The 13,476-nt window shown below is 40.3% G+C and carries 15 protein-coding genes; 10 read left to right on the top strand and 5 right to left on the bottom strand.

Annotated features, from left to right (window positions below):
• Positions 1-49 precede the first annotated feature (49 nt).
• The 3 genes from HMPREF1535_RS15185 to HMPREF1535_RS15175 all read right to left on the bottom strand — a co-directional run bounded on the left by HMPREF1535_RS15185 (position 50) and on the right by HMPREF1535_RS15175 (position 1,696).
• Positions 50-559 (bottom strand): FecR family protein, encoded by a 510-nt coding sequence (locus tag HMPREF1535_RS15185; protein ID WP_154278286.1) that lies wholly within the window; start codon positions 557-559, stop codon positions 50-52.
• Complete coding sequence (locus HMPREF1535_RS15180) at positions 519-1,034, bottom strand: FecR domain-containing protein (RefSeq protein ID WP_010799861.1); 516 nt, start codon at positions 1,032-1,034, stop codon at positions 519-521. The genes HMPREF1535_RS15185 and HMPREF1535_RS15180 overlap by 41 nt, the downstream gene beginning before the upstream one ends.
• 71 nt (positions 1,035-1,105) lie before the next feature.
• Positions 1,106-1,696 (bottom strand): RNA polymerase sigma-70 factor, encoded by a 591-nt coding sequence (locus tag HMPREF1535_RS15175; RefSeq protein ID WP_010799862.1) that lies wholly within the window; start codon positions 1,694-1,696, stop codon positions 1,106-1,108.
• A 906-nt stretch (positions 1,697-2,602) separates the two neighbouring features.
• Between HMPREF1535_RS15175 and HMPREF1535_RS15170 the strand changes: the two genes are divergently transcribed.
• The 9 genes from HMPREF1535_RS15170 to kdsA all read left to right on the top strand — a co-directional run bounded on the left by HMPREF1535_RS15170 (position 2,603) and on the right by kdsA (position 9,456).
• On the top strand, positions 2,603-3,838 hold the full coding sequence (locus tag HMPREF1535_RS15170; protein WP_046146763.1) for an ATP-binding protein: 1,236 nt from the start codon (positions 2,603-2,605) through the stop codon (positions 3,836-3,838).
• A 91-nt stretch (positions 3,839-3,929) separates the two neighbouring features.
• Entirely contained in the window at positions 3,930-4,331 is a 402-nt protein-coding gene (locus HMPREF1535_RS15165) for a hypothetical protein (protein ID WP_052716721.1), read from the top strand.
• A gap of 94 nt (positions 4,332-4,425) precedes the next feature.
• On the top strand, positions 4,426-5,277 hold the full coding sequence (prmA, locus tag HMPREF1535_RS15160) for a 50S ribosomal protein L11 methyltransferase (protein WP_046146762.1): 852 nt from the start codon (positions 4,426-4,428) through the stop codon (positions 5,275-5,277).
• An 88-nt stretch (positions 5,278-5,365) separates the two neighbouring features.
• Positions 5,366-5,587, top strand: coding sequence for a YtxH domain-containing protein (locus HMPREF1535_RS15155; RefSeq protein ID WP_007652933.1), 222 nt, complete (start codon positions 5,366-5,368; stop codon positions 5,585-5,587).
• A 6-nt stretch (positions 5,588-5,593) separates the two neighbouring features.
• Positions 5,594-6,001 (top strand): phage holin family protein, encoded by a 408-nt coding sequence (locus tag HMPREF1535_RS15150; RefSeq protein ID WP_046146761.1) that lies wholly within the window; start codon positions 5,594-5,596, stop codon positions 5,999-6,001.
• The gene (locus tag HMPREF1535_RS15145; RefSeq protein WP_235438464.1) at positions 5,946-6,329 is read left to right on the top strand and encodes a hypothetical protein; all 384 of its coding nucleotides are present in this window, start codon (positions 5,946-5,948) and stop codon (positions 6,327-6,329) included. Before HMPREF1535_RS15150 ends, HMPREF1535_RS15145 begins: the two co-directional genes overlap by 56 nt.
• Positions 6,330-6,564: 235 nt before the next feature.
• Positions 6,565-7,566 carry a type I glyceraldehyde-3-phosphate dehydrogenase gene (gap, locus tag HMPREF1535_RS15140; RefSeq protein WP_007652928.1) on the top strand — a complete coding sequence of 334 codons (1,002 nt, stop codon included), beginning with the start codon at positions 6,565-6,567 and terminating at the stop codon, positions 7,564-7,566.
• Positions 7,567-7,720: 154 nt separating this feature from the next.
• Positions 7,721-8,647: a tRNA (adenosine(37)-N6)-dimethylallyltransferase MiaA gene (gene miaA, locus HMPREF1535_RS15135; RefSeq protein WP_007652926.1), complete on the top strand. Its 927-nt coding sequence runs from the start codon at positions 7,721-7,723 to the stop codon at positions 8,645-8,647.
• 5 nt (positions 8,648-8,652) lie between these two features.
• Positions 8,653-9,456, top strand: a complete 804-nt coding sequence (gene kdsA, locus HMPREF1535_RS15130; RefSeq protein WP_007652920.1) for a 3-deoxy-8-phosphooctulonate synthase — start codon at positions 8,653-8,655, stop codon at positions 9,454-9,456.
• Between the two features lie 80 nt (positions 9,457-9,536).
• On the opposite strand, the gene HMPREF1535_RS15125 is transcribed toward kdsA, so the two are convergent.
• Positions 9,537-10,175 carry a Crp/Fnr family transcriptional regulator gene (locus HMPREF1535_RS15125; RefSeq protein WP_154278289.1) on the bottom strand — a complete coding sequence of 213 codons (639 nt, stop codon included), beginning with the start codon at positions 10,173-10,175 and terminating at the stop codon, positions 9,537-9,539.
• Between the two features lie 123 nt (positions 10,176-10,298).
• Between HMPREF1535_RS15125 and HMPREF1535_RS15120 the strand changes: the two genes are divergently transcribed.
• Entirely contained in the window at positions 10,299-12,578 is a 2,280-nt protein-coding gene (locus HMPREF1535_RS15120; protein ID WP_007652917.1) for a DUF5686 family protein, read from the top strand.
• Here the strand turns inward: HMPREF1535_RS15120 and HMPREF1535_RS15115 are convergent.
• Entirely contained in the window at positions 12,570-13,424 is an 855-nt protein-coding gene (locus HMPREF1535_RS15115) for an N-acetylmuramoyl-L-alanine amidase-like domain-containing protein (protein WP_007652916.1), read from the bottom strand. The two genes, HMPREF1535_RS15120 and HMPREF1535_RS15115, sit on opposite strands and share 9 nt — an antisense overlap.
• Between the last annotated feature and the right edge of the window lie 52 nt (positions 13,425-13,476).

Below are 13,476 nucleotides of genomic sequence, written 5' to 3'. Positions count from 1 at the left end.
AGTTACATTTCTGTGTGTGTCAGTTTTTTCAATCATTTTCTCATAGGCATTACTTTTTAAATTGTTCGTATATGAAAACTTCGTTTTCTTCTATCTTATAATGTATTGGAGCCAGGTATTCCAATAATTTCAGGATATCGACCAACTCTTCATCATCATTAATCACACACCGGAATTTACGTTGTGCAAGAGCTGAAGACTCGATATTTATGTTTACATTAAATTTTACGGATAGTTTATTGACTATTTCACGCAGGGTCGCGTTTTCAAAGACAAACTGTCTCAGTCGCCAGGCTGTCAGAATATTCACATCGACAGTTTCTGTAGTATATTCATTCTTGTTTTGGTTATAAGTTACTTTTTCTCCGGGGGATACATCCAGCAGTTTATTACGGTTCGCATCCAGCAATTCTATTTCTCCGCTGACTAAAACAGCCTCTACTCTTTTATTTTCTACATCGGTCTTTACATCAAAAGAAGTACCTTTTACCTGGATATTCACATATCCGGTAAAGACATTAAATAGAGAAAATTGTTTCTGCTTTCTTTGAGACTTCAAAGAAAGCTTCTCCTTGCAAGGAGACCTGACGATTCTCGTCAGAGAAAGATTCCGGGTATTTCAATGTCGATCCACCCTTCAACCAAACGGAAGTTCCGTCAGCAAGCACGACCTTTTTCACGTCTTGCCCGGGTTTGACCACAATACTTATATATTTTTCAGGCTTTAAATATTCATAGCCCCCATAAAAACAGGAAAACAATATCAAAAAGACGGCAGCATACTGCAACACGTTACGCATTAACTTAAAACGGTTGGAACGATTGATCTTCACATTCAGTTTTTCCAAAGCCTTTTCAATATGGTCCGAACTTTTATAATACATCATATTATAGGAAACACGAAGACGCACCACTTCAGATAATATCTTTTTATTATCCTGTGACAAGTTACTCCACTCCTCCATCTTCTGCATTTCATCGGAAGAGATATTTCCTGCCAGGTATTTTGCCAAAAGTCCGTAATCAAATTCCATTTTTCATCTTTTATACAAGCTAAACGTATGAGAGGTAAAAACTACGGAGCAATCATTCATTTTTTTTAATTTCACTGACGAAAAAAATAAAGAAGAGATAATATGTAGAAATCATTTTTAGATAAATGTGCCCTAAGATACTTAATCGCCAGGTAAATATGACTCTCTACCGTGCGCTGTGGGATTTGGAGACGCTCGGATACTTCCTTTGCCTTTAAGCCTTCAATATAAGTAAGAATAAATACCTCACGCCGCTGGGTTGGCAATTTTTCCAGTAAATTATGTAGTTGCTCGTAAAAATCTTTTGAATAAATTTCTTCCAGGACAGACGCATCTGAACGTAATAAGGCATTATACTCTTCCAGATATGCGCCCTCCATATGAAGATTATACTTGTCGGCTGACTGTGTTTTTCTATAATAATCAATACAGCGGGTATAAGCCGCCTGAAACAGATAAGAATGAAACCCTTCTCCGGCGTATAGCTTTTTTCGATTTTCCCAAACATGCAAGAAAACATCCTGAACGACATCTTCCGCCACTTCCTGTTCCACCATAGCTGCGACATACGCCATAACACGGGGATAGTAATGACGAAACAAGCTGTTGAAAGCCTCACGGTTCCCTTCTCTTAACTGACTTAATAAAGAAACATCAAACATAAATATATTCAATTTATAAAGAAAGCTCTAAGTTTGCAGTAGCGTGAAGCATACTGGATAATATATAACACTTCTACGTTTTTAGTACGCCTGACAAAGGTAATATCAAAATAAATAAAAATAAAGGTTGCATAAAAAATATTCAGAATCTGTTTTGAATTTATTGTCAGATTTCATTGTTGAAAGATTTGGACTATCAAAACGTGTATTTCATGCAACTCTTCTTTAGCTCACATCTCCCCGAAATATCAATTTGATCTATTAAGTCACAATAATCTATCACAAAGTTTATCATATAGCCATTTTAGTATCTGATGTATTTGACAGATTGATTGAATCAGAAAAAGAATAATTACAATATTTAACACATTTACCATTAATATCAATTCCAAGATCTCGTTTTAAATAAATTTGAACTTCGTTTAAAACGAAAATATTTTCCTTTTAAACAAAATAGAGGTTCGTTTAAAAGGAATTTTTTGTTAATTGCAGTTGAATTTAGCCGTTTTTGGATGGTTTTATCACTTGAAATGCATGTTTTTTAGCAGAATTATTTTCTGGAAGAGATAAAAACACACATACAATTCAAACAACATATTTACATGTATACAACTTTATTCACTCACTTTATCTATTTTATATCGATAAAACAAAGCAAAAAGGCACACCAAAATCATAAAAATCAAAATAAAGACACTTTCAATCCTCTTTAGAATCGAATAAAAAACAATATACCCAAGCCCTGACACATACAACCTGCTGACAACAGAGGTAAAATGACATTTTGATAAACAGAGTCAAGGATGACGGTAAAGACAATTGAATCCGGATATAAAGGATATTATACAAAAGATCATTTAACCTATTAAGAAAAGACGTATATTTGTCATAACAAAGAAAGATGATATGGAAAGAATTTCAGTTACTGATTTTGGGCCTATTCAACATGCGGAGATAGAGATAAAACCGTTCTGCATTTTGATTGGGCATACTTCAAGTGGGAAAAGCACGGTGGCGAAGCTGCTGGATTTATTTAATAGTCAGGAATTTTATTTCATTGAGCCGAAAGACAATCTCGTTCCTTTTATTTCTTTGCTGAAAAAATACGATATCGACTTTGATTTTAAAGAGCATACATGTATTGTGTATAAAAAAGGTGAATATACATGGACTATATCAAAAAAAGGGATAGAAACGGATTATCCTTTTACAGATATTGCCAATGAATGGTATCATGGGAATGTCCTATTTACAAAAAGCCATAGACCTTTTAGAGCACGAATAATCAAACTGCTGAATCTCTTAAATGAGGATATCCGTTTACCGGAGTTGCAGAATTTTGAACATATCGAACAATTTCCTGATGAAAAAATACGGGATAATCAATACATTCAATTCTATTCCCGATTAATGCATACTTATGTTTATAACGAAATCCCATCTGTTTATATTCCTGCAGAACGAATATTAATGTCAGTTCTTTCCAAAGCAATATTCAGTTTTTATGAAAAGGGAATAAATATCCCGGATTGCTTAAAAATATTTGCAAATAAGTATAGCTTGGCTAAAGACAATCAGGAACAGTACAAAATAAATTTTCTTAATTTGGAAGTGCATTTTGATAGTACTACCAATGATAAAATCAGACTGGAAAATGGAGAAGAGATTGAATTGACCCAGGCATCGAGCGGTTTGCAATCAATTATCCCATTATTGTCTGTTTTTGATCTTGGTTTAGATACAGATACCTGCACTATCATCGAAGAACCCGAACTCAATCTGTACACCCAGGTACAGAAGGACCTGACAGAATATCTTGTCAAACGAACAAAAGAGATGAAGGCGAAGTTATTCATTACCACCCATAGTCCTTATATATTAAGTACTGTCCAAAATCTTTTGCAAGCCGGCAACGTTGCCGCAGAAAGTCCGGAAAAAGCAGAACAGGTTGCTAAACTCGTCAGTCCTGATAAATGGATCGATTACAAGGACCTGACTTGTCAGTTCTTTTCCAGCGACGGTACAAGCCACAATATTCTAGATGATGAATACCACACAATAGGTATTAATCAGATGGATGATGTTTCTGCCGAATTATCCGAAATTTACGATTCGCTTTTAGATATAAAATACAATGAGTAGCTGTAAATGTTTTAACCAAGAAGTAACTGGAAGAAGTTTAATAGAACGCCTCCCGGCAAGTACATGCCAATGCACATCAAAAGCACGTTTGATGGTTGAAGAGAATGGGCGCAAGTTTGTTTTGATTGTTTCAGACTGGAAGAATGTCGAAAAGATTAAAGTCGATGGTGCCCTTATCTGCAATCAGGAAAAAGAGAAATGCGATTATATTTTCTTTTATTATCCTTCGGGAAAAACGAAAAATGATCGTCATGCTTATTTTGTGGAGCTGAAAGGTAAGAATATCGGTAAGGCGATGAGCCAGATCATTTCAACGATTCAATGCTTTATGCAAGAAGGGTTGCTCAAGAATATTTCTTTGCAAAAGGCGTTTATTGTCAGTTCGCGTTTTCCTCAAAAAGACCGGACAACCGAAAAATTGCAGGAAGATTTAAGAAAGAAATATAAATGTCCGCTTGTCATTAAGAACAATATGATAGAATATCGACCATAACGACCTGTCTATGCATACCTACTTTCTTATCCTGATTATATTTTCTTAAATATATTCGATACCTTTGTCCCCAAACGAATAAAAAGTAAAGAATATGAATTATTACGAACTGAAATTCACCTATGAATCGCCTATCGAGGCAACAATCATCAGTGATGTACTGGCGTCCGAACTGGGCGAAATCGGTTTCGAGAGTTTTACCGAAGACGAAGACGGCTTGCTGGCCTATGTATCCGACCAATTATATAATGTAAAAGCATTACAGGATAAACTGAATGAATTTCCGCTGGAAAACGTAACCATCCGATACACCGAACAACTGGTGGAAAGCAAGGACTGGAACGAAGAATGGGAAAAAAACTATTTCAAGCCCATCCGTATCGGTAACGACTGCATCATCCGCGCTTCTTTCCACGAACCGGAACCGGGTTATACATATAATATTATAATAGACCCGAAAATGGCTTTCGGTACAGGCAATCACGAAACGACTTACCTGATGATCAGCGAAATGCTGAAACTCGACCTGGAAGGCAAAGACCTGCTGGATATGGGATGCGGAACAGCCGTACTGGCCATCCTGGCAAAAATGAAACACGCCAATAAAGTAGTCGGAATCGACATCGACGAATGGGCTTACAACAACGCGCTGGAAAATACCCGGTTGAACCATACGGAAGATATACAGATTGCCTTGGGCGGTGCCGAACAAATCCCCGCATTCGGCACATTCGATATTGTATTCGCCAATATCAACCGCAACATCCTGCTGAACGATATCAACCAATACGTCGGCTGCATGAAACCGGGAGCCACCCTTTTCATGAGCGGATTCTACACTGAAGACATTCCCGCCATCCAGGCAGAGTGCGAACGCAACGGATTGAAATTCATTTCCCACGCAGAGAAAAACAATTGGGTTGCCGTTAAGACACAGAAGCCATAACTTTATTTAACAGTAAAAGTTAACACAGAAGTAAACTATCATTCGAATAAAAGCGTTATTTTAGTAAACACATTTAAATATAAGAGTTATGAAAAATGTAGATTCTAAATTATTGCTAGGTTTGGTAGTTGGAGCAGCAGTTGGTGCAGCAGTCGGATATCTGGCAGCTACCGATAAGAGAGAACAGTTACTGGAAGAATTGAACGGTGTAGTTGGAAAAGTAAAAGAAGGCTTTAATTCCGCTCTCGCCAAGTACAAAGAAGGTAAAACTGAAGTTGTAAAAGCTACCGAAGAAATCGTAGCTGAATAATTATTTATGGAAAAAGATTCAGGAAAAATCTTTCGTGAGCTGAAAGATGATGTTTCAACTTACGTAGAATTAAAGCTTGAACTTTTAAAGTTAAGCACATACGAAAGAAGCGGCCAACTGATCGCAACTCTTTCGTATGGCTTAATTTTATTGTTTCTGGCTTTCTTTGCCATCCTGTTCATATTCCTGGCATTAGGGTTCTTTATGGGGGATATCTTCGGTTCGATGGGAACCGGCTTTGCTTTCGTGGCAGTGTTATATCTCCTATTGATCGGGCTCATTATAATGAATAAAGGCAGAATCTGCAACACGGTATTGAACGTAGTGATTGCAGCATTAAACGGTAATGACGAAAAAGATGATGCAACAGATACAAAACAAGCCACTGACGCCACTGGAGAAACTGATTTCTGACAAGGAAAGAATCCGGAAGCAATGTGTTATACAGGAACAAAAGCTGAATGACGACTTTTCTTATATCCAGGAAAATGCAGGCAGCCTTTTGATATCCGGTTTCACCACCTTACTATTTCCCAACACTAAATCAAAAAAAACAGAATCTACAGAAACAGCAACAACAGCCAGCCAGCCGGTAACCCCGATCGGCTTCTCGGATTATCTGAGTATCGCACAAGGCCTGCTGCCGGTAGCCTGGGATGTAGTCCGCCCATTCTTGCTGACATGGGGAATCAGAAAGGCTCAAAGCTGGTTTACAAACCTTCTGTTTAAGAAAAAGAAATAACTCCTAACATTTAATTTATGTTAGAGGGCATATTTTTCTCACATTAATAAAGGCAGAATAAAAAAACATGACTAAATTTGCAGTCGTTAAAAACAAGGATAAAATGAAACGTAATTTGATTCTCTTTATGGCATTCACCGCAATGCTGACGATATTGGCTTCATGCGCAACTCCTTGTGGCTGTTAAATGGATTTTATGTAATATTTTTAATAAACCCATAAAAGTTTTATTACAATGATTAAAGTAGGTATTAACGGTTTCGGCCGTATCGGACGTATGGTGTTCCGCGCTGCAGTTAAAAACTTCGGCAATGATATTCAGATTGTAGGTATCAACGACTTGTTGGATGCTGATTACTTGGCATACATGCTGAAATATGACTCAGTACACGGTCGTTTCGATGGTACAGTTGCTGTAGAAGGTAACAACCTGGTTGTAAACGGTAACAAAATCCGTTTGACTGCAGAAATGGATCCTGCTAACCTGAAATGGGACGAAGTTGGTGCTGAAGTTGTAGTTGAATCTACAGGTTTCTTCCTGACAGACGAAACTGCTCGCAAACATATCCAGGCTGGTGCTAAGAAAGTTATCATGTCTGCTCCTTCTAAGGACGCTACTCCTATGTTCGTTTATGGTGTTAACCACACAACTTACGCAGGACAGGACATCATCTCTAACGCTTCTTGTACTACTAACTGCTTGGCTCCTATCGCTAAAGTATTGAACGACAAGTTCGGTATCGTTAAAGGTTTGATGACTACAGTTCACGCTGCTACTGCAACTCAGAAAACAGTAGACGGTCCTTCTAAGAAAGACTGGAGAGGTGGCCGTGGTATCCTTGAAAATATCATCCCTTCTTCTACAGGTGCTGCTAAGGCTGTAGGTAAAGTTCTGCCGGTATTGAACGGTAAACTGACTGGTATGGCTTTCCGCGTTCCGACTTCTGACGTTTCTGTTGTTGACCTGACAGTAGTTCTGGAAAAGGCTGCTACAATGGACGACATCAAAGCTGCTATGAAAGAAGCTTCTGAAGGCGAATTGAAAGGTGTACTGGGTTACACAGAAGATGCTGTTGTTTCAACTGACTTCCGTGGTTGCTCTAACACTTCTATCTTCGACGCTAAAGCTGGCATCTCTTTGGATGACAACTTCGCTAAGATCGTTTCTTGGTATGACAACGAATGGGGTTATTCAAACAAAGTTTGTGAAATGGCTCGCGTTATCGCTGGTAAGTAATCAAATACAAATCAGTATATGGAAGCCGTCCTCCGCAAAGGGGACGGCTTTTTTTATTATCTTTGCACTAATGCGAAGACAGGCTGCATCTCGGCATAAAAAATGAACGAGTTCATTTTATTCTGCACTCAGTTTGCACTATCTTTGCTCCATAATGAGAACATATCAACTTATAACGATACTAGGCCCGACCGCTTCCGGCAAAACGCCTTTTGCCGCAGCATTGGCCGACCGGCTGGATACGGAGATCATCAGTGCCGATTCACGCCAGATTTACCGTGGCATGGATATCGGTACCGGGAAAGACCTCGCCGATTATACAGTGAACGGTAAAGCAATCCCCTATCATCTGATCGATATCTGCGATCCGGGATATAAATATAATGTATTCGAATATCAGCACGACTTCTTCCGTGCTTACCAGGCCGTACAGGAAAAAGGCAAGCTCCCTATCCTTTGCGGTGGAACCGGCATGTATATCGAAGCGGTATTGAAAGGATACAAGCTGTTGGATGTTCCCCAAAATCCGGAGTTAAGGGAATCTTTGCAAGGCAAGTCGCTGGAAGAACTGGAAAAAATACTGGCCGGTTACAAAGTATTGCATAACAAGACAGACGTAGATTCCGCACAAAGGGCGATACGGGCTATCGAGATTGAAGAATATTATAAAACCGAGGCCCCCGATGCAAACGAATATGATCCGATCAACAGCCTGATCATTGGCATAAACATCGACCGGGAACTAAGGCGCGAAAAAATATCCAGACGTCTGCGTGCCCGTCTGGAGGAAGGCATGGTAGACGAGGTAAAAGGCATCATTGCCTCCGGCGTCAAACCGGAAGACCTCATTTATTACGGATTGGAGTATAAATATCTCACACTATACATCATTGGTGAACTTTCTTACGAAGAAATGATTTCCCAATTAGAGATAGCCATCCACCAGTTTGCCAAACGTCAGATGACCTGGTTCCGCGGAATGGAACGCCGGGGTTGCACGATCCATTGGATAGATGCCACGTTACCGACAGAGGAAAAGATCAGGCAAACATTGGAGTTGTTGGAACAAAACAATATATAACAATTATGATAACAGTTAACGATTTTAAGAATAAAGATAATTTCTTCCTGATGGCGGGTCCTTGTGTGATCGAAGGGGAAGACATGGCGCTACGTATCGCCGAAAAGGTTATCGGCATCACCGAGAAGCTGAATATTCCATATATCTTCAAAGGCTCATACCGCAAGGCAAACCGCTCCCGTCTCGATTCATTTACCGGGATCGGCGATGAGAAAGCCTTAAAGATTTTACGCAAAGTAAGCGAAACATTCAACGTCCCGACCGTTACGGATATACACGAAACCCATGAAGCCGCCATGGCTGCCGAATATGTAGATGTTCTGCAAATCCCGGCTTTCCTTTGCCGTCAAACGGACCTGCTTGTCGCCGCCGCACAAACCGGAAAGATCGTCAACATCAAGAAAGGACAGTTCCTTTCTCCCGGAGCCATGCAATTCGCCGTACAAAAGGTTGCCGATGCTGGAAATGACAACGTCATGATCACCGAGCGGGGAACTACATTCGGTTATACAGACCTGGTTGTCGATTACCGGGGCATCCCGCAAATGCAGGATTTCGGCTATCCGGTCATCATGGATGTAACCCACTCATTACAACAGCCCAACCAGACATCCGGCGTAACAGGCGGTCTGCCGGCATTGATAGAAACAATAGCCAAAGCCGCTATTGCTGTCGGCACCGACGGTCTCTTCATCGAAACCCATCCGGAACCTTCCAAAGCGAAATCCGACGGAGCCAATATGCTACAATTAGATTTGCTCGAAGGCTTATTGACACGTTTAGTCCGCATCCGTGAAGCAATCAAATAAATGTCATGACTTTTGAAAACAAAAGAAGGGACTTTCATTTGCGAAGGTCCCTTCTTTTGTTTTCAAAAGTCATATCTTCGTTATCCCATCTTACTTATCTTTCTCAGCTTATCCTCATCTATCAACTTGATCTTTCTACCGTCGATAGCAATGATACGCTCAGTTACAAATGTCGATAAGGTACGGATAGCATTGGAAGTAGTCATATTCGACAAGTTTGCCAAATCTTCACGAGACAGGTAAATACTCAATGTAGCCCCGTCTTCTTCCAGACCGTAACTATCTTTCAGGAATAATAAAGATTCCGCCAGACGACCCCGGATATGTTTCTGGGTAAGATTAACGGTACGTTCATCCGCCACTCCCAAATCAAACGACAACTGACGAATAAAGAACATTGCCAGATTAGGATTACCCATCAGCAAGTCCGTCACTATTGTCATCGGTATCAGACAAACAACAGATGCTTCAAACGCCGAGGCATTTGTCAGGTAATTTTCCTGAGCGAAATTAGCACGGTAACCAAAATACTGCACGGGTTTGATCATGCGGATGATTTGGCTGCGACCGCCGACACCTTCCTTAAAAATCTTTACCTTACCTCTCAGCAAACACATCATGTCCCTTGGTTCGTCGCCCTCGCAATAGATCAACTCGTTACGTTTGAAATGCTGGATCGTCGAATTATTACGGAGAACTTCCCGCTCTTTGTCGGTCAGTACTCTCCATACTTCTGCTAAACTGGCCGATAGATCGACCTCTTCTTTTTGTTGCTTAACCACGACTGTTTTATAACATACTTATGAAGCACAAATGTACAACTTTTCTTTTGAAATAATAAAATGTTTAATACGATAAATTGTATTTATAATTACATTTTACTTTCTTTTACTACTAATTTGAATTTTATTCGTTACGTTTGTAGCAAAAGGGGTGATATTTTGTTGAAAAGGTACGTTTTGATATTTGCTCTGATTTTATTGACTATAAATGCTGCCGCCAAACAGGAAAGCACTTATAGAAGTAAAGTGTTGCCTGATTTAAAAGAAAAAACAGAATCGTCCGTAAAGGCCGATTCCATTATGAAAGAGGTAATTAAAAACGCTGAAAAATACCAGCATGTCCTTTCAAAGTACGAAGCGGAAATATATATAAAAGGGCGTACGGAAATACTGAAACAGAACTTTCTGATACGTTTCGCACATCATCTCTTCCCGGTCGACAGGAAAAACAAGGATATGATCTTCGAAATGGTAAGTGAGTCGAAATTCAATGCTCCCAACAATTTCCTGCACAACTTCCAGGCCGTAAACGGAAATAGTATCCCCAACAACAAGAAACAGCAGGAAGCATTGAGTTTTCTGAACCTCAATGTCTATTCTTCTACCATATATAATGAAGGTATCATCACTCCTATGACCAACCAGGCTTCCAAATTCTATACATTCGACCTGGAAAGTGTCAGTGACACCAGCGGGCTCAGGATCTATAAGATACGGTTCATGCCCAAATTATGGAGCCAGAAGCTAATCTGCGGCGACCTGTATATCCGCGACCAATCCTGGATCATCGACAAGATAGATGTGAACGGACGTTTCGATTTTGCCGAATTCAACCTGATCATGACTTTCGGACGCGATTACCGCCGCTTTATCCTTCCGGATAAAGCCAGCCTGTATCTGCGCTACCATGTCCTGGGAAATGCCATTGCCACCAGCTACCATTCTTCTTTCAAATACAAAGCGGTGGAATGGGTAGAAGAAGATAACGAAACGCAAAGAAAAAGATCACTGGACCTGACCGGATATTATAAATTATCCTCAGATACGGTTCCCATCATTTCAGACACGACATTCTGGAACAAAAAACGCGATATTCCTTTGACAAAAGAAGAAGAGAAATTATATCATGTCGCCAACAATACGAATGAACAGAAAATAGATTCTGCGAATATCACCAAATACCTGAAACTGACAGAAAAGTTCACGAATACCATCAGCATGGACTATAAAACGACCCGCCTCAAATATTCGGGAATATTCAACCCGTTCCAACTGGGATATTCAGGGCATAACGGAATAACGTACAGGCAACGTCTGCGCATCAGCAAAACTTTCGACAAAGATCGCCAGCTCCGTTTCCGTCCGGACGTCGGTTTTGTATTTAAGCGGAAAGAAATCTTTTTCACCGTGTCCGGAGACTGGGAATATCTGCCGGAGAAAAAAGGCATATTGAGCCTCTCGATCGGTAATGGTAACCAGAGTTATTCTTCAGCCATTATGAAAGAGATAAACGAGCAGTTGAAAGACTCTACATTTAATTTCGATGACCTAAATCTGGAATATTTCAAACACTACTATGCTGAAATACGCAACAACATCGAACTGTTCAACGGATTCCAACTATGGACCGGCGTTTCCTACCACCGCCGGATACCGGTAAAAAAGAAAAGTGATATTTCAAATCCCGGAGAAGGGATAGAAGAAATCATCAATGATAACTATCATGACTTTACTCCCGTCGTCGGCTTTTCCTATACGCCACGCCAGTATTACTGGATGGACGGATATCGCAAAGAATATCTGTATTCCTACTATCCGACCATTTCAGTCGAATTTGCCCGTGCAATCCCCGGAGTAGGTAAAAGTTCCGGTGATTACGGACGGATCGAAGCGGATATTCACCAAAGCATCGCACTCGGTTTGTCCAGAAAACTCAATTATCACATCAGCGGAGGCATTTACCTGAATCCCAAATCTATTTACTTTGCCGATTTCCGTTATTTCTCACGCCGCCAGTTCCCTGAATCGTGGGGAGATGAATTCGGAGGAGTCTTCAACCAACTAAGGAGTTTCTGGTTCAATGCATCCGACAAATATGTGCAAGGACATATTATGTACGAAAGTCCCTTCATCCTGTCACAACTTTTCAAGAAGAAAACATCTAAGTACATTCTGTCTGAACGCTTTTATTTCAGTCAACTGTGGACACCCGTTTTGCCGAGTTACACAGAGGTAGGATATGGTTTCGGTAACCATATTTTCAATGTTGCCGCCTTTGCCGGATTCGATAGATGGAAATACCAGAATATCGGCCTCAAGTTTGCCTTCGAATTATTTTAATAGGACATTTGGGCGAACGATCATTATACCGCTGTTACGCTTGATACTTTCCACGTATTCCTGTAAAGGAGCGTCGTTGACTATCACTTTCTTTTGCGTAGTAGAGGCATGGATAAAGGTCAGTTTATCCCCTACCCGGCAAACGACACCGACATGAGATATATCCAGACCTTTGATTGTTGTGACAAAACAAACGATATCTCCGTCTTTTATGCCTGTTGCGTTCCGGTTTATCTCGGTTTCCGGTATATAATAATAAGGACGGGCGTTGATCTCTTTCTCTTTCGCGGCAATCCGGGCTGTCAATTCCGGATTTTCTTTCAATGGCTTATAACTATCGGGATGCGTCGACATAAAAGAGACATTCACCGGCAGGGAGACGCCTCCGGCTGCTGAAGTAACATCTTTCACTATTCCTTTGCGCTGGTTCTCGAAAATCCAGTCGGTGGTATAATGCAAGCGATCGGTATAGTCATGAATCTCTCCATTCCGGTAACGAAGTGCCTGTAAATTCTTACAAAAGGTTTCAAACGAAGGGTTCTCACTTTGAATTGTCCGTGTCAGGGCAACTACATTCTCCACCAATGTCATGCAATCCATCTCACGCAGGTTGACAACCAACCTTTCCGGCTCCATCTCTAATGTTGCAGCCACATAAGGAGTGCCTAAAAAGAAACGTGCCGTTTTAACCATCAATTCACCGGTGGACAAAGATTTATTTGCTTTCATCTCTGAAACATACCGGTCAAAGACAACCCGGTCAGCCTCTGTATAAGAAACCTTATCCGCCGCTTGCCCACAGAAACAAATTAAACAGGCTAAGAATGTCAAGAAAATCGTTTTCATAAATTCAATATTTATCAGGTTTGAATGTTACTTTTCTCTTGATAGAAAAGTA

The sequence above is a fragment of the Parabacteroides goldsteinii DSM 19448 = WAL 12034 genome (assembly GCF_000969835.1).
Lineage (GTDB): Bacteria > Bacteroidota > Bacteroidia > Bacteroidales > Tannerellaceae > Parabacteroides > Parabacteroides goldsteinii.
This window is presented reverse-complemented; position numbering and strand designations above follow the sequence as displayed.